Raw genomic sequence first — 15,572 nt, 5'->3', positions numbered from 1 at the left:
CCCGTGGGTAGGAGACGCCTTGAGACCGTTCTACGCCGTCACCGGTGTGGGCCTCGCAGTGGCCCTGGCAGCGTCGGGATGCGCGATGCCGTCCGCCGCTGGTGACGGCGGGGAGGGTGGTCACAGCGGCGGGACCGGCAGCCGAGTCGTGCTGGCCGACTCCACACCGTTGGACGAGTTCAACCCGGTCTCCGGCTACGGCTCCACCGGAGTCTCGCCGCTGTACGAGGGGCTGCTGCGCCCGTCGGCCACGGACGACGAGTCGCTACCCGACCTCGTGCCCGCGCTCGCCGCGGCCGACCCGGTGGTCAGCGACGACGGGCTCACGTGGACCGTTCGGCTGCGCGAGGGCGTGCGGTTCCACGACGGCACCGCGCTGGATTCGGGGGACGTCGCGGCCACCTACCGGGCGGTGGCCGATCCGGTGTCGGGCTCGCCGATCGCGTCGGACTACACGTCGATCGCCCGGATCGGGACGCCGGACCCGCTCACCGTGGAGTTCGGGCTCGACGCGGCGGACCCGGGGATGCCCGCGCGACTTCTGCTGGGCATCGCCCCGTCCGAGCTGCTCGCGCCGGGGCCGGCCGCGGAATCGACGCTCAACACCGCACCCGTCGGCACCGGCCCCTACCGGCTGGAGCGCCTCTCCCCCGGCGAGGCCGTGCTGGTGGGCGATCCCGACCACCGCGACGGCGCCCCCGATGTCGACACCCTTGTCCTGCGGTCGGTGCCCGATGAGAACGCCCGCGCCCAGATGATCGTCACCGGCGAGGTCGACGGCACCGTCCTGCCGCCCGCCCTGGCTGCCGGGCTGGCCGACCGCGACGGGCTGGAGCTGGTGTCGGTCAACACCGCGGACTGGCGGGCCGTGGCCCTGCCCACCGCGCACCCCTTCACCGGCGACCCCGCGGTCCGGCGCGCGCTGACGCTGGCCGTGGACCGCGAGTCGCTGGTCGAGCACGTCCTCGCCGGGCACGGCCGGCCCGCCACCTCCCCGATCACCGACGCCTACCCGGAGTTCGAACCGGTGGGCGTAGCCGGCGTGCAGCCCGACGCGGACCCGGCCGCGCGCCGGGCCGTCGCGCGGGGCCGGCTCGCCGAGGCCGGGTGGCGGCCGGGGCCTGACGGGGTGCTGGTCCGCGGAGGCTCCGCCGACAGGGCAGAGTTCGTGCTGGCCTATCCCGTCGCCGACTCGCTGCGCCGCGAACTCGCCTCGGCGGTGGCCGACCAACTGCGCGAGGTGGGCGTGGCCGTGGAACTGTGGGGCGGGACGTGGGACGAGATCGAGGCCCGCGCCGGCGAGGTGGCGGTCCTGCTCGGCGGCGGCGACAACCCGTACACCGTCGACACCCAGGCCTACCGCACCCTGCATTCGCGGACCCCGCTGTCCGGGCCGCTGGACAACCCCGGTGGCTACGGCAACGCGGACGTCGACCGCGCCCTCGACGCCGCCCGCCGCGCCGCCGACCCGGCCGAACGGACCCGCCTCTACCGGCGGGCCCAGCGGGCGTACCTCCAGAACCCCGGGCACCTGTTCCTCGTGACTCTCGACCACACCTATCTCGTCCGCGACACCGGCCACACCGGGCCCGCCCCGATCCTCGAACCGCACTCCCACGGCGCGACCTGGGGACCGTGGTGGGCGGTCGCGCACTGGACGGCCCGCCCGTGATCCGGCGACTGCGTGAACGACGAGCCGAACTCGCACGCGTCACGGTCCGCCGGGCGCTCGCCGCGCCGATCGTCGTGCTCGCCGTGACGCTGGCGGCGTTCATCATGGCCGACGCCTCACCGCTCGACCCGCTGGCCGCCCACCTCGGCGACGGCTACGAACGCCTGACCGCCGCCGAACGCTCGGCCTCCGCCACCGCCCTCGGCACCGATCGGCCCTGGTGGCAGGCCTGGACACAGTGGATCGCGGGACTGGCGACCGGCGATATCGGCTACTCCCCCACCTTCCGCCAACCGGTGCTCGACGTGCTCACCGAGCGGCTTCCGTGGACCGTGGGACTGTCGGCGGTGGGGCTGGGGATCGCCCTCGTCGTCGTCGTCCTCTCCGGCCTCATCGCGGCGGCGCGCCCCCACGGCGCGGTCGACCGGGCGCTCGCCGGGGCGGCGGTCACGCTGAGTTCGATCCCGACGTTCGCGCTGGCCCTGGGCTCGGTGGCGGTGTTCTCGGTGGCGTTGGGGTGGCTGCCCGTCTCCGGCGCGGCCCCGCCCGGGCAGGCGGCCACGGTGGGCGGCGTGGTGCGGTACGGCATGCTGCCCGCGCTCGTGCTGGCCGCCGGGCAGGTGCCGTGGATGTTGCTCGCGTTCCGGCGGGCGGTGCTCGACGCCGGGGCCTCGCCGGCCGTCGCCGAGGCGCGGGCCCGCGGACTGGGCGAATGGACCGTTCTGACCAGGCACGTCGCGCCCGTCGCGTGGGCTCCGCTCGTCGCGCTGCTCGGCTCGCGGGTGCCCGAGGTAATGGTCGGATCGCTGGTCGTGGAGACCGTCTTCGCGTGGCCCGGGGTGGCGGCCGCAACCGTCGACGCCGCGCTCGGGGCCGACTTCGCGCTGCTCGCCGCGGTGACGGTCGCCGCGTCGCTCACCGTCCTGGTCGGCACGTGGCTCGCCGACTGCCTGCTGCTCGTCGCCGACCCGAGGGTGCGGATCGATGCGTGATCGGGCGGTGGGGCGGGTGGCTGGCCTGCGGGCGGCGGGCGGGGTGATGCTCGTGGCCGTGGTGGCGTTCGCCCTGGTGTGGCCCGTGATCGCGCCCGCGGGCATGGTGTCGTCGGGGTACCTGTCGGCCGACCTGCCGCCGACGTGGGCGCACCCGATGGGCACCGACGGGCTCGGGCACGACCTGTCCGTGCGGGTGGCGCAGGCGCTGCGGGTGTCCCTGGCGGTCGCCGCGGGCGCTGCGGTGCTCGCCGGGGTGCTCGGCGTGGCGGTGGGCGCCGGAGCGGCGGCGTGCGGTGGCCGGGTCGACGCGGCACTCATGCGGTGCACCGACGCCGTCGCCGCCGTGCCGCACCTGCTCGCCACGGTGGTGGTGGTGGCCCTGTTCCGGGGGTCGCTCGCCGCCATCGTGGTGGCCCTGGCGCTGACCCACTGGCCTGCGGTCGCGCGGGTGGTGCGGGCCGAGGCGCAGACGATCATGGCGTCGCGGTACGTCGCCGCGTCCCGCGTCGCCGGGGCGTCCCCGCTGCAGCTCGCGCGGTGGCACGTCCTGCCGGCCGTGGTCGGGCAGGCCGGCCTCGCGACGGTGCTCATGGTCCCGCACGCCGTGTGGCACGAGTCGACCCTGTCGTTCCTCGGCATCGGCATGCCGCCCGAACGGCCGAGCCTCGGCACACTCGTCGCGCTGTCCCAGCCCGGCCTCCTGCTCGGCCGGTGGTGGCCGCTGGCCTTCCCCACCGCCGCGCTCATCGCGGTGACCGTGGCGGTGGCGCTGCTGGGGCCCGGGACGCCGGGGCGCAGGGCGGCACGACGCGGGGCGGTGCGACGCGGGGTCCCCGTAGGTGACCACAACCCCGGCGACCACCACCGCGACGACGACGAGGTGGGCGCCAGCCGGGCGAGCCTGACGGTGGACGATCTCGTGGTGGCGCACCGGGATCCGGGCTCGGTGCGGGCGGTCGACGGGGCATCCCTGCGGATCGAGACGGGCCGGGTCGTGGCGATCATCGGGCCGTCGGGCGCCGGCAAGTCCAGTCTGCTCGACGCCTGCGCCGGGCTGACCCCGGCGGGCGCGATCACCGCAGGCCGCGTGGACGTGGGCCCCGGCGGGTCGACCGGACACGTCCCCCAGTCCGCCGCGGCCGCGTTCACCCCGACCCGGCACCTGCGAGGGCAGCTCGAGGAGGGACTCGCCGTCGGGCGCCGTGGCCGCGGTGACCGCGGTGACCACTGCACCCGTGACGTCGACGTCCTCTGCCGGCTCGCGAGGGTCGACCCCGCCCTGGCTGACCGGTACCCGCACCAGCTCTCGGGCGGGCAGCTGCGCCGGATGGCGATCGCGGCCGCGCTGAGCACGAACCCCACCGTCCTGCTCGCCGACGAACCCACCACCGGCCTGGATGCCGACCTGGCCCGGGCCGTCCTGACGACGCTCCGCCGACTGGCCGACGACACCGGGCTCGCAGTGCTGCTCGTGACCCACGACCACGCCGCGCTCGCGGAGAGTGGCGTCGCCGACGAGGTCCTCGAGATGCGTGGCGGTAGGCTGCGGCCGATCGCGGAGCTGGTGTCGCCATGACGCTGTCGGCACGCGGGGTCGCCTTCCGGCACGCCGGGGCCGACGGATTCACGTTGCCCCCGACCGATCTGACCGTGCGCGGGGGCCGGATCACCGCGCTCGTGGGTCCCTCCGGAAGTGGAAAGACCACCCTCGCGCATCTGCTCGCCGGGTTGCTGACGCCCACAGCCGGGGCGGTGACGGTGACCGACGAGCCCGGGACGCCGACCAACGGCCCGGGTGTGCGGGCGGTGCGGCGCCGGCGCGGCCGACTGCCCGGGCACACGGCGCTGCTGAATCAGGACCCGATGGCGTCGGCGGACCCCCGGATGACGCTCCGGCAGATCATCGCGCTTCCCGGACGGCTGCGCGGGATACCGGTGGACGTGGGCGCGCTCGCCCTCGAGGTCGGTGTGGATCCCGGCCTACTCGACCGTCGGCCCGGACAGGTCTCCGGCGGACAGCTCCAGCGCTCCTGCCTCGCCCGGGCGCTGGCCCAGCGGCCGCGCTACCTGCTCACCGACGAGCCCACCGCGCATCTGGACCCCGAGAGCGCGAACGCGATCGCGGGCGTCCTGCGGGCTCGCGCAGACGGGGGGCTCGGGGTTCTCGCGATCACCCATGATCAGCGGCTCGCAGCCGACTGGGCCGACGTCGTCCACACGATGGGCGACGCCGCCGGGAGCTAATTCAGCCCGGCGTAGGAGTGCAGGCCCGAGACCACGATGTTGATGAAGAACAGGTTGAACACCAGCACAGCGAAGCCGGCGATGTTGATCCACGCCGCCTTCTTGGGGCCCCAGCCGCTGGTCGCACGGGCGTGCAGGTAGCCCGCGTAGAGCACCCACGAGATGAACGACACCGTCTCCTTGGGGTCCCAGCCCCAGAAGCGGCCCCACGCGCTCTCCGCCCACACGGCGCCGAGCAGGATGCCCACGCCGAACACCGGAAAGCCGATGACCGTGGTGCGGTACGCGAGGCGGTCGAGGGTCTCGGCGGCCGGCAGTGGACGGGCCAGGCGGGCGCCCCAGCCAGCCTCCTGCCCCTGCGGCTGCCACACGCGGATGAGGTACATGATCGACACGACACCGGGGATGAGCAGGATGCCCGAGCCCAGCGCGATGATCGACACGTGGATCGGCAGCCAGTACGAGCGCAGCGCCGGCACCACCGGGGCGGCATCCGAGTACAGGTGGGTCCCGCCGAAGAACAGCAGCACCAGGATCGGCACCAGCAGATACGGCCACACCACCTGCAGTGCGGGCTTGCGCAGCCAGATCAGCCCCGCCGCTACCGCCAACAGAGTTGAGCCCAGGATGAACTCGTACATGTTGCCCCACGGGAAGCGCTCCGTGGACAGCCCCCGCAGGACGAGGGACGCGGCGTGGAACACGAACCCGAGCACCACGAACAGCTGCGCGATCCGCGCCCAGCGCACGTTGCCGGCCGAGGCCCGCTCCTCGTCGCCGGTGTCGGTGAGGGACCGCGACTCGGTCAGCCCGGTCCCACCGGCCGTGACCAGCTCCTTCTCCGAGACCTTGGCCACGCGGAAACCCGCGTAGTAGATCAGCGACGCGATCAGCGCCAGTGCATAGATCCCGAAGGCCGTCCGGAACGCCAGGTCCGAGTAGGTGGCCAGCGTCTCGTCGATGGGCAGGCCCTGTGCGAGGGTCGAAGTGATCACCGGGTGTCGTCCTTCCGCGCAGCGTCGGCGGCGGTACCGCGACTAGTTGAAGTGTGGCCCGTGTCGGCCTCACCCGGCAACACGGGTGTGACAGCCGCCGCCGAGACCAGCCGGTCCCGGAGCTCGTCGAACTCGCTTCCCCAGCCCGATCGGTCCGTCTTGGCCAGGCCACCCAGATCGACACGGGTGACCTCGTCGTCGTCGACACTCACCCGCGCCCAGATCCTCCGGCGCCGCACCATCAGGCTGAGCACCAACCCCGCCATCATCACGGCGGCCGACACCCCCACCCAGATCTGCGTGGGGTCGGAGGAGACCTGGATGTTGACGAACTCCTCGGCGCCGTCGAAGCGGACCTCGGTGCCGTCGGGGAGGGTCGTGGATTCGCCGGGCCTGAGGTTGACGCGCGCCTCACGGTTGAGGGCGCCGGTCTCGATGAGGTCCGGCTCGAGCGAGAAGATCGACTGCGGGCGGCCCGTGTCCAGGCCGGCGTCGCCGCGGTAGACGTCGATCGCCACCGCCGGGTCGTCCATGCGCGGGAAACGCGAGCTCAGCAGGGTGCCGTCGAACTGGGCGGTCGGCGCGAACAGGCCCTGGATGGCGATCTGCTGCGTGCGCCGCTCGACCAGGTCGGGGTACATGCCGGCTGGCGGGTCGAAGCGCATGATGCCCGAGGACAGGAACGTCTGCAGCTCGGTCGGCGACCAGTGCTGGGTGTCCGTGCGGGTCTCGCCGTTCGGGAACGTCACCGTGAACGTCGGCGCGAAACCGTGACCCTGCAGGTAGACGCGGGTGGAACCGATGCGCAGCGGGTGGTTGACCCGCATCTCGAACGGCTCCCACGTGTCGGGGTCGGTCGTGGTGACCTCCTCCGTGTACCGCACGTTGGAGGTGAACATCTCGGCCTGGCCGTTGGGCAGGTAGTCGGCGCGGAAGTCCTCGACCTTGATGCAGAACTGCTCGAGGTCCGTGCCGTCCACCAGCAGGCCGGCGCGGAACGAGTCGTACGCGCTGGGCGTGGTGTTGCAGAACGCCGGCGACTCCTCATTGGCGACGATGACGCGCATGCCCTCGGCGTAGACGAACTTGCCGGCCGCGAACATGACGAGCAGCGCGAGCAGGCCGAAGTGGAAGACGATGTTGCCGACCTCGCGCGAGTAACCGCGCTCGGTGGACAGCTCGATGGTGCCGGGGACGCGGCCGTCGCCGTCGTTGCGGCGGACCCGGCCCTTGAGCTCGCGGCGGATCTGGTCCGCGGCCTGCTCCGGCGTGGCCGTGGTCCGGTATGCGGCGTGGTGCGGCAGGCGGGACAGGTTGCGCGGGGTCAGCGGCGGGGGCGTGCGCAGCTGGCGGACCAGCTCGAAGCAGCGCGGGGTGAGGCAGCCGACCAGCGAGACGAACAGCAGGACGTAGATGGCGGTGAACCACCAGCTGCTGAAAACGTCGAACAGTTGGAGCTTGTCGTAGGTCTCGCCCAGCCACCCGTTCTCGGCGATGTACTCGTTGACGTTGCCCTCGTTGAGGCTGCGCTGTGGCAGGAGCGCGCCCGGGATGGCGGCGACGGCCAACAGGAACAGCAGGATCAGCGCCGTGCGCATGGCGGTGAGGGTGCGCCACGCGTTGCGGAGGAACGCGGTGACGGCAGCGGTTCTGGGCATGGGGTCCATCTGCGGGTCGCGGCGCGCCGAGGCGGCTCGGGGCCTGACTCGGCGCCGGTCGCACCCAGGCTAGTGGGGCGAACCTGAGCGGATCCTGGCAGGGTATGGCCAACTGCGGGGAGGTCGCGCCGGGTGTGGCGGGGGTCTCCGGCCGGCTGCCGGAGCCTCCCCCGCCGCGGGGGTTCCTGGTCGGTCGGGGGGTTCCTGGTCGTTCGGGGCCGTCACCACCGATAGCCGAGGAACTTCCCGTCCAGCGTGATCACGACGCGGTCGCCGTCGGGGTCAGGGCGACGGTTGATGTCGACCGTGAAGTTGATCGCGCTCATGATCCCGTCTCCGAACTCCTCGTGGATCAGCGCCTTGAGCGCCGGCCCGTACACCGACACCGCCTCGGTCAACCGATAGATCGTCGGATCGGCCATCACCTCCGCCGGTGTGCCGCGGCTCGGCTGCAGGGCGAGGCTCTCCGCCACGGCGTCGTCGAGGCCGAGGAGGTCGCACACCGACCGTGCCTGCTCGGTCGACAGCGGGTGCTGGCCGAGTAGCGCCGCGGTGGTCCACACCAGCGGGGTTCCCAGATGCTCGGCCAGGTCGGCCCAGGTGCGGCCCTGGCGGATGCGGGCGGAGTCCACGTGCGCCGCGGCCTCGTGCCTGGACATGATGGGGGTCATCAAACGGATCCTCTCGGTGGGCGGGTGGGCTGGCGGGTGGGCTCGCGGGCGGGCTGGCGGGCTGGCGTGCCCTCGGGGTCAGACCGCGGCGGGCTCGGTGGTCGCGCGCTCGGTTGTGGCGCGCTCGGTGGTGGCGGACGGCGCGCCGACCGTTGCCGTGTCCGTGTCCGTGTCAGGGGACGACGATCGCCGGGCCTTGGTGCGCGCGTGGGTGACGTAGAGGGTCAGTCCCACGAACAGCAGCCCGCCAACGAGGTTGCCGGCGACGGTCGGGATCTCGTTCCACACGAGGTAGTCGCCGAGGGAGAAGTCGCCGCCCAGCATCAGGCCGGTCGGGAACAGGAACATGTTGACCACGGAGTGCTCGAAGCCCATGTAGAAGAACAGCATCACGGGCATCCACATGGTCAGTGCCTTGCCGCTGACGCTGGTGGACATCATGGCGGCGACCACGCCGGTGGAGACCATCCAGTTGCACAGCACGCCGCGGAAAAACAGTGTCAGCATCCCGGCTGCACCGTGCTCGGCGTAGCCCAGCGTTCGGGATTCACCGATCTCACCGAGCCGCTGGCCCACCTCGTCCGGGGCGACGTTGAATCCGTAGGTGGTGATGAACGCGATGAGGAACGCCACGGTCAGCGCGCCGGCGAAGTTGCCGACGAAGACCAGACCCCAGTTGCGCAGCATGCCCCCGACCGTGACGCCGCGGCGCTTGTCGAGCAGGGCCAGTGGCACAAGGGTGAACACGCCTGTGAGCAGGTCGAAGCCCAGCAGGTACAGGAGGATGAAGCCGACCGGGAACAGCACTGCTCCGAGGAGTGCACTGCCGGTCTGGACGGTGACGGTGACGGCGAAGGCCGCCGCGAGCGCGAGGATCGCGCCGGCCATGAATCCGCGGATGAGTGTGTCGCGGGTGGACATGTGGACCTTCTTCGCCCCGGCGTCGATCATCGCGCGGGTGAAGTCCTGGGGTTGAACGTAGGACACGGGTTCCTCCAGCTGTGCGGCGGTGGTGGTCGTACCGCGCCAAGTCTGGGAGGTCTGTGTGTCTGGTTGGTGACCCCACTGTGCGGGCTGGTTACCCTTTGCTCACCGCGCGGGGGATCTCCCGTGAGGCCGGCGCCGCCCGGCCGGACACGCGGGCGGGCAGCACCGGCGTTCCCAGGTCAGCGCTCTGGTCGCATACTCGACTGCCGCTCGCGTCGCTTAGTGCCGGTCCGCACCCCCGCCGGTGTAGTCGCGGCCGATCACGCGGCCTCGGAACGGCTCGGGCTGGTCGGACTGACCGGCAGCGGTGGGGTCTTCCACGGGTCGGCGGCCGAGCACAGCGGGCGCGACCTTGACGGGGTCGCCGATGATCGCCGTGGTGTTGGTGGCGTTGGTCAGGTAGCTCGCGGGGGTGTGGCCGCGGCGGTCGTTGTTCTGCCCGGCCCCTGCCGCGCCCATCACTCCCCCCATCGGCATCGCCCCCGCTCGCCCGGCGTGTGCCGCACTTGGTGACGACGACGAGAACGCCCCGGCACCCGGTCCCGCGGCACCCGCGCCTGCCGAACCGGCCCCGGGAGCTCCTACGGCCGGGCCGCCGGCACCGAATCCGGCCAGAGTGCCGGCGCCGCCCATGCGTGAGGCTCCTGCACCTGCGGCCGCAGCCCCGCCACCTCCGACCAGCCCGGCGGTCGAGCCGAACCCGCGATCCCGGTTGCGATTGCTGTCGCCGACGGTTCCGCCGCGGATCCCGCGGATTCCGGCGGCGCCGCCGGCTCCGGCGCCAGCGCTGGTCTGCTGACCGTGTGCGCCCGGTATCGGCGCGAACGGCGCCCCCGCTGCGGTCGTCGTGGCGTTGACCCCACCACCCGCCCCTGCCTGTCCCGCTGACGGCGCTGCCGCTGCTCCCCCGTCACCCGCGCCTGCCCGCGCAGCCAGGAGAGCCTGTTCAGTGGCGGCATCCGTGGCTGCGGTGGGCGTGCTCGTCGTCGTCATCCCCGGCACTGCGCCGCCCGCGGTCGCGGCGGACACCGGCGCCTCGTCACCCGCGCCGCTCGCGCCACCCGTGATGGCGGCGATCGCGGCAGCATTCGGCGCCGTCGGCTGGGCGGGCCGCGGGATGCCCTCGGTGTTCCAGACGCGCGCCATGTCGATGCCGTTCGGTCCGCCCAGCGCCGACGTCGACACCACCCGGTAGGCGGCGGTGAAGTCGAGGTCATCGAGATTGGCGTCCATGACTGCGGGGCTGTACTCGGTGTTGACGATCGCCCTGGCCTGCTCCTCCGCCGCCGCCAATCGCGCTCGCGACTCCGCAGCGGCAGTCAGCCCCGCAGGGCCGTGTTCCCGGCCGGAGAGCTGCGCGATCTTCGCCTGCGCCGCCTGCTCGGCGACGTTGGTGCGGGTGGTGACGAACCCGTCGTGCGCGCGCCTGGCCTTGGCTGCGACCTGCTCCAACTCCCCCGACAGGGCGAACGCCGAGTTCACCAGGCCCGTCACCGATTCCTGCGCACTCGACGCGAACTCCCCCTGCCACGCACTGCCCAGGATGTTGTTGAGGTCGTTATTGAGCTGCTCCGCCGCGGTGTTCAGTGCCTGCGAGACTCTGGTGGCTCGCTCGTCGATGTCACTGAACTGGCTCGGTTGCAGTCCTTCAGCACACTGCGCGATGCGCTCCAGCGGCGAATCCGACACATCCTCCGGCCCCACTCGCCCGTAGGCGCCCATGACGCACATGTCCTGGAGTGCGAAGACGTCCGATTCGCTTGCATGTATCAAGCCGAGGCTCTGCAACCCTGCCGGCTCGTCAGCCGCCTTCGACAACGCCCCCGCCAACGCCTCATCCTGCGCCTCGATCAAACCTCCGGCGGCGGCGAACAGCATCGACATCGCCCGAGCTTGAGAGACGAAACCGTCAAGCAGTGTCCGTAGGTCTTCCGCAGCGAAGAGCGAGTACACCGCCCCCAATTGCCGAACTGTATCGAAAGAACCGGCACCGACGGACTGCAATTGCCACAAGCGAAGCCTAGATGCCGACGAAATTTCATCGACGAACCGTTCACACGCACCGAAGCAAGCTTCAGCGACGCCCGGGTCAAGGTGAACCATCATTTGAAGTCTCCTTGTGGCAGGTACGGCATTACCGCGAGGATCGATTCATCCAGGGCGGCGCATGGGTCCGCGAAGTTGTTTCCCTTGTACGCGGATAGACCATGTATAAGGTCTACGCTCACAAAGAGTGTGCCCTTGTGCGTAAATAGAGTCCGCTGGCAGCCGTTTTCGCCCATGTCTGATTTGCTAACCAGTCTTAAACTCGGGCGACCTCGAATTTCGGACTCACTTGAAACAAATGATTGGTCTCGCAGATAATCGCTTCGCGACTTCCACGTCGAAAGCACTCCGAAAATGACTTCGTCGTTCTTCCAACCGCAGGCAAGCAAGTCTCCGGGCTGATTAATTCGCAACTGCTCGTCCTGCCGCACAGGCGAGCCAACCCCCTCTTCGATAGCTTCGATCGGGATCTCGGCACAGGGATCGAACAGGGCAGGCCTCTGCTCGATCGGCAGATCCCAGGGATTGCCCGGCTCCCCGGCAGCGGCTGGGCTCGTCGTCGTCGACGTCTCTTCTCCCCGGTCAGCCGACGCGCACCCGGACACCACCACACCGGCGGCCACCACCGCGGCTACGAAAGCTCTACTTTTCCCCACAACCTGTACGACGGGCCGAGCCGCCGAACGGTTCCCCCGACCTGAGGTTCGCGGCGCCAAATCGCGTCGCCGCAGGTCGGAAGGGGCGTCGTCAGGTCGGTAGGCGCTCACGATCAGAGATCATCGCAGTCGTCGCCAGCCGACGGGTGGGTCATCACAGTGCCGGGCCCAGAGATTTCTGTGCCGGGTGCGGAACCGGACGGTGGGCTCGCGACGTCGTATCTGGTGACGGACAAGCTGCAGAAAGGGCGAGGCGTGAGTTACACGATCGGGCTGATCAGTCGTTGGGACACCACCGCGCTGACCGCCGCCGGGGACGCCATTGCCACCCGTCGTGCCACTGCAGAAGGGTTACGGACATCCTTGGCCGACGGGCGGGACACGCTTTCCGAGGGCTGGTCCGGCGTCGCCGCAGACGCGGTCATCGACGCCGCCGACACCGAGAAGTCGCACGTCACCAAGCTCGTAGACGGACTCGAAGACCTCACCGACGCCCTGTCCCGAGCCGAAGCAGCCCTGCAACCCGCAGTCCAATCGGTACGCGACCGAGTCCGGGACGCCGTCAGTGCCGGACTGGTCGTCGGCCAAGACTCCGTCGGCCCCGCACCAGGCCGCGACGACATCACCCAGGACACCGTCAACGCCCGTGCCGAAACGATCCGCATGGCCCTGGACACCGTGCAGTCGCTCGACGAGCACTACGGTCGCGAAATCGACCTCGTGGCCACCCGGATCCACGATGCGATCCCGCCAGAAGTCGACCGGCGACCGATACCGGGAGGGTCACGAAACGGTTGGTTTGGCGCAGTCGACGCCGTGACCGGCGCGGCCGGCTACGGGTTCCCCATAGCGGCCGACGAGCTGGACCCCGAAACTCGTGGAAAACACAAGCTCAACCCTGTTGCGGACGCCCCCGGAAAGGCGTGGGCTGGCGTCCTACGCGGCCTCGGCAGAGCGGCCGGCCCTGCCGGCGCAGCCGTCACCATCTACGACGGCGTCGAGGGATACGCAAGGGGCGAAACCTCGGCTACTGAAGCGTCACTGGAGACAGTAAGCGCTCTCGCCGGTGGCGCCACAAGCGGTGCGGCGCTCGGGGCCATGACGGGCGGTGCTGTCGGCCCACTTGGCGCGATCCTCGGCGCTGGCGTCGGCGCAGCTGTCGGCAGCTACTTGGGAAAGAAGGGGGGAAGTGCGGTGTTCGACCGTTACTTCACCCCGTAACTAGGAGGAACCGAATGGACGACGACAAACCTGCCGATGACCACAAAATTCGCTGGATCTGGCTAAGACCGCCAACCTGGGCTGCATTCACACACAACATCCGCCTAATAGTAGATAACGACCCCTCGGTCCTCGTTCGAATTTTCGGAAGTCTGGCGGTTATCGGCGGAGTGATCATCTGGGGCGAGTTCTTTGCCTGATTGGAGGTCAGCGGCGCAGGCTCGGATCACTCGTCGAGAAGATCTCTGCATTCCTCTTCGGTCGATTGCTCGAGGCACTCCATCCACCGAACCTAGTCGTCAACCCAGGGATGCCGCGGTTCCTGTCCGACATCCTGACGCCACACGTAGTTGTCGCACAGGATCGCAACGCCACTGGCGTCGACCGCCCTGCGGCCGATATCCGCTCCCATGCACTGCGCACCGAGGCGTGGCCCCGCCTGCCGCATCGCCTCCTCGACTGCCGGATTCGGCGCCAACTGCGGGTCACGCGACCACGCGGCACCGTCGGTGTACTGCAAACGGGCGCAGTAGGCGGTCACGCCGTCAGCGAAGACGGCCAACGCACCGCGGGGCCCGCACTCAGCACCCTCGGCCACGATCGCCGGGGTCGGCGCAGCAGGACTGTGGGGTGTCTCGTAGAGCGGTGTGGAGGTCGGTGTTGCGATCTCCTCCGAAACGGTCAATTCGGCCGTGGTCGCAACCGGCGACGACGAAGTGGCGGATGTGGGAGCCGGCCCCGGCGCCCGGTCAGCGTCTCCTCCGGGCTCGCCGCACCCGGACACAACGACGAGCACTGTCGCCAGCACACCGATCACTCTCACTCGCTCCGCGGCTACGTTGATGTGATCAGTATTGACACCGTCATCATGGTCGGAGGCCTCTTGCAGAAACCAGTTCGCGCAGTCCCCCGCAAGGCCAGCTGAGCCCAGGCGCAATCGGGCGAGTAGTCCGCGAGCACTCGGCGATGGCGGCGCCGGCGTTCTCCTTTCGCCGACGTGAACTGGGACGACGCGTTCGTGTCGTACCCAGGTGATCTAATCGAACACATGAGCGACACCGGGATGCGAGCCACGGCCAGCAGTGAGCTGACCGCCGTGCTGTCCGCGCTCGATGCCCACCTCGAGCGCGACTGGGCGGAGGTGTCACCGGCCGAACTGCACGCCGAACTGGTCGCCCTCGAACAGGCCCAACGCCGCATCCGCGCGTCCCAGGCCCGCGTCATGGCCACCGCCCGCACCTCGCGTACCGCGCGGCAGATGGGATTCGTCAACGAGCGACAGATGCTCACCGGCGGCCTGGGCCTGGCCCCCGGGGAAGCGCGCGGCCGACTCGACGACTCCGCCATCGCCGACTCCGCCCGCATGCGCGCCACTGCCGAGGGCACCCTGTCCGCCGGACACCTCAAGATCATTAACACCGCCCTGGCAGCCCTGCCCGACGACTACGACGACGAGGTACGCGCACACCTGGAAGCGCAGCTGATCGCCCTGGCCGCCGACCAGTGCACGACCCGCCGCCTCCAGGAACACGCGCAGCGGCTCCTGGATGCGGTGGATCCGGGACGCACCGAGCGCGGCGCAGCAGAGCGAGCCCGCCGCCGCTCAGTCACGTGCGGCGGCCAGGGACTGGACCTGATGGCCCGCGCGGCCATGACCATGGACCCGCAACTGGCCGCGCTGATGCGCGAAGTCCACGCCCGCTGGGGCCAGCCCGGCCGCCTGTGGCCCGACCCCGAGGAGAAGGACACCCGCACCGACGGTCAACGCATGCACGACGCGATGGTCCACGCCCTTCAACTGGCCCTGTCCGCAGATGCCGCCAAGACCGGGGCACCGGCGGCGATCGTGGTCCGCGTGGACCTCGACCAGCTGGCCACGCTCGCCGGCTGCGGCGAGACCGACGGCGGGATCCGCGTTCCCGTGCCCCAGGCGCTGGCCATGGCCCGCGGCAACCACTGGTTCCTGGCCCTGTGCGACAAGGAGATCGACCTGCGACTGTTCCGCAGTCGCCGCACCGCCTCTCGCTACCAACGCCTGGCCCTGTTCGCCGCGTACGGAGGCTGCACACACCCCGACTGCGACCAGGACGCCCGACACTGCGAAGCCCACCACGCGGGCAGACCCTGGGCCGCCGGAGGCCTCACCAATATCGACGAACTCGCCCTGGCCAGCGGCGACTGCCACGCGATGATCCACGACACCGGCTGGTCCACCATCCCCGACCCGCGCGCGCCCCAGGGCGTCAGGTGGATCCCACCCGCTGGAACCCCCCGCGCGGCCGACCCGCCACGGCCCAAACCCGGACCACCACCACCGTCACCACTCGAAGCGCCGATACTTCCGTTCGCGCTCCTCCACGACCTCGACGCCGCGATCACTCGACGCCACGACGCAGTCCGGGAGGCGGCGTGATGACGCCCGGCGTG

The 15,572-nt window shown here is 70.8% G+C and carries 14 protein-coding genes; 7 read left to right on the top strand and 7 right to left on the bottom strand.

Features of this window, described 5'->3' with window-relative positions:
* Positions 1-19 precede the first annotated feature (19 nt).
* Genes CK206_RS14465 through CK206_RS14450 form a run of 4 tightly spaced genes read left to right on the top strand, consistent with a single transcriptional unit; the run spans position 20 to position 4,911 of the window.
* On the top strand, positions 20-1,672 hold the full coding sequence (locus CK206_RS14465) for an ABC transporter substrate-binding protein (protein WP_254050604.1): 1,653 nt from the start codon (positions 20-22) through the stop codon (positions 1,670-1,672).
* On the top strand, positions 1,669-2,664 hold the full coding sequence (locus tag CK206_RS14460) for an ABC transporter permease (RefSeq protein ID WP_254050603.1): 996 nt from the start codon (positions 1,669-1,671) through the stop codon (positions 2,662-2,664). The genes CK206_RS14465 and CK206_RS14460 overlap by 4 nt, the downstream gene beginning before the upstream one ends.
* Positions 2,657-4,243, top strand: coding sequence for an ATP-binding cassette domain-containing protein (locus CK206_RS14455; protein ID WP_096906804.1), 1,587 nt, complete (start codon positions 2,657-2,659; stop codon positions 4,241-4,243). The genes CK206_RS14460 and CK206_RS14455 overlap by 8 nt, the downstream gene beginning before the upstream one ends.
* A complete protein-coding gene (locus CK206_RS14450) occupies positions 4,240-4,911 on the top strand; it encodes an ABC transporter ATP-binding protein (RefSeq protein ID WP_096906803.1) in 672 nt (223 codons plus the stop codon). Before CK206_RS14455 ends, CK206_RS14450 begins: the two co-directional genes overlap by 4 nt.
* Here the strand turns inward: CK206_RS14450 and ccsB are convergent.
* From ccsB to CK206_RS14420, 6 genes are all read right to left on the bottom strand, one after another.
* Entirely contained in the window at positions 4,908-5,906 is a 999-nt protein-coding gene (gene ccsB, locus CK206_RS14445; protein ID WP_096906802.1) for a c-type cytochrome biogenesis protein CcsB, read from the bottom strand. The two genes, CK206_RS14450 and ccsB, sit on opposite strands and share 4 nt — an antisense overlap.
* Complete coding sequence (locus CK206_RS14440) at positions 5,903-7,564, bottom strand: cytochrome c biogenesis protein ResB (protein ID WP_254050602.1); 1,662 nt, start codon at positions 7,562-7,564, stop codon at positions 5,903-5,905. The genes ccsB and CK206_RS14440 overlap by 4 nt, the downstream gene beginning before the upstream one ends.
* A gap of 221 nt (positions 7,565-7,785) precedes the next feature.
* Positions 7,786-8,235 (bottom strand): cyanase, encoded by a 450-nt coding sequence (gene cynS, locus CK206_RS14435; RefSeq protein WP_096906800.1) that lies wholly within the window; start codon positions 8,233-8,235, stop codon positions 7,786-7,788.
* 78 nt (positions 8,236-8,313) lie between these two features.
* Entirely contained in the window at positions 8,314-9,222 is a 909-nt protein-coding gene (locus CK206_RS14430) for a formate/nitrite transporter family protein (RefSeq protein WP_254050601.1), read from the bottom strand.
* 219 nt (positions 9,223-9,441) lie between these two features.
* Complete coding sequence (locus CK206_RS14425) at positions 9,442-11,106, bottom strand: hypothetical protein (protein ID WP_096906799.1); 1,665 nt, start codon at positions 11,104-11,106, stop codon at positions 9,442-9,444.
* A 218-nt stretch (positions 11,107-11,324) separates the two neighbouring features.
* Positions 11,325-11,894, bottom strand: a complete 570-nt coding sequence (locus tag CK206_RS14420; RefSeq protein WP_159981153.1) for a DUF3558 family protein — start codon at positions 11,892-11,894, stop codon at positions 11,325-11,327.
* A 285-nt stretch (positions 11,895-12,179) separates the two neighbouring features.
* Here CK206_RS14420 and CK206_RS14415 point away from each other — a divergent pair, with 285 nt between their 5' ends.
* Together CK206_RS14415 and CK206_RS19640 are read left to right on the top strand one after the other, a co-directional pair.
* Positions 12,180-13,145 (top strand): WXG100 family type VII secretion target, encoded by a 966-nt coding sequence (locus CK206_RS14415; protein WP_096906797.1) that lies wholly within the window; start codon positions 12,180-12,182, stop codon positions 13,143-13,145.
* A gap of 14 nt (positions 13,146-13,159) precedes the next feature.
* The gene (locus tag CK206_RS19640; protein WP_143337740.1) at positions 13,160-13,345 is read left to right on the top strand and encodes a hypothetical protein; all 186 of its coding nucleotides are present in this window, start codon (positions 13,160-13,162) and stop codon (positions 13,343-13,345) included.
* 92 nt (positions 13,346-13,437) lie between these two features.
* On the opposite strand, the gene CK206_RS14410 is transcribed toward CK206_RS19640, so the two are convergent.
* Positions 13,438-13,686 carry a hypothetical protein gene (locus tag CK206_RS14410; protein WP_143337739.1) on the bottom strand — a complete coding sequence of 83 codons (249 nt, stop codon included), beginning with the start codon at positions 13,684-13,686 and terminating at the stop codon, positions 13,438-13,440.
* A 507-nt stretch (positions 13,687-14,193) separates the two neighbouring features.
* Between CK206_RS14410 and CK206_RS14405 the strand changes: the two genes are divergently transcribed.
* Entirely contained in the window at positions 14,194-15,558 is a 1,365-nt protein-coding gene (locus CK206_RS14405; RefSeq protein ID WP_096907482.1) for an HNH endonuclease signature motif containing protein, read from the top strand.
* The last annotated feature ends 14 nt before the right edge of the window (positions 15,559-15,572 follow it).

It is taken from the genome of Dietzia sp. WMMA184 (assembly GCF_002441635.1).
Taxonomy (GTDB): Bacteria; Actinomycetota; Actinomycetes; order Mycobacteriales; family Mycobacteriaceae; genus Dietzia; species Dietzia kunjamensis.
This window is presented reverse-complemented; position numbering and strand designations above follow the sequence as displayed.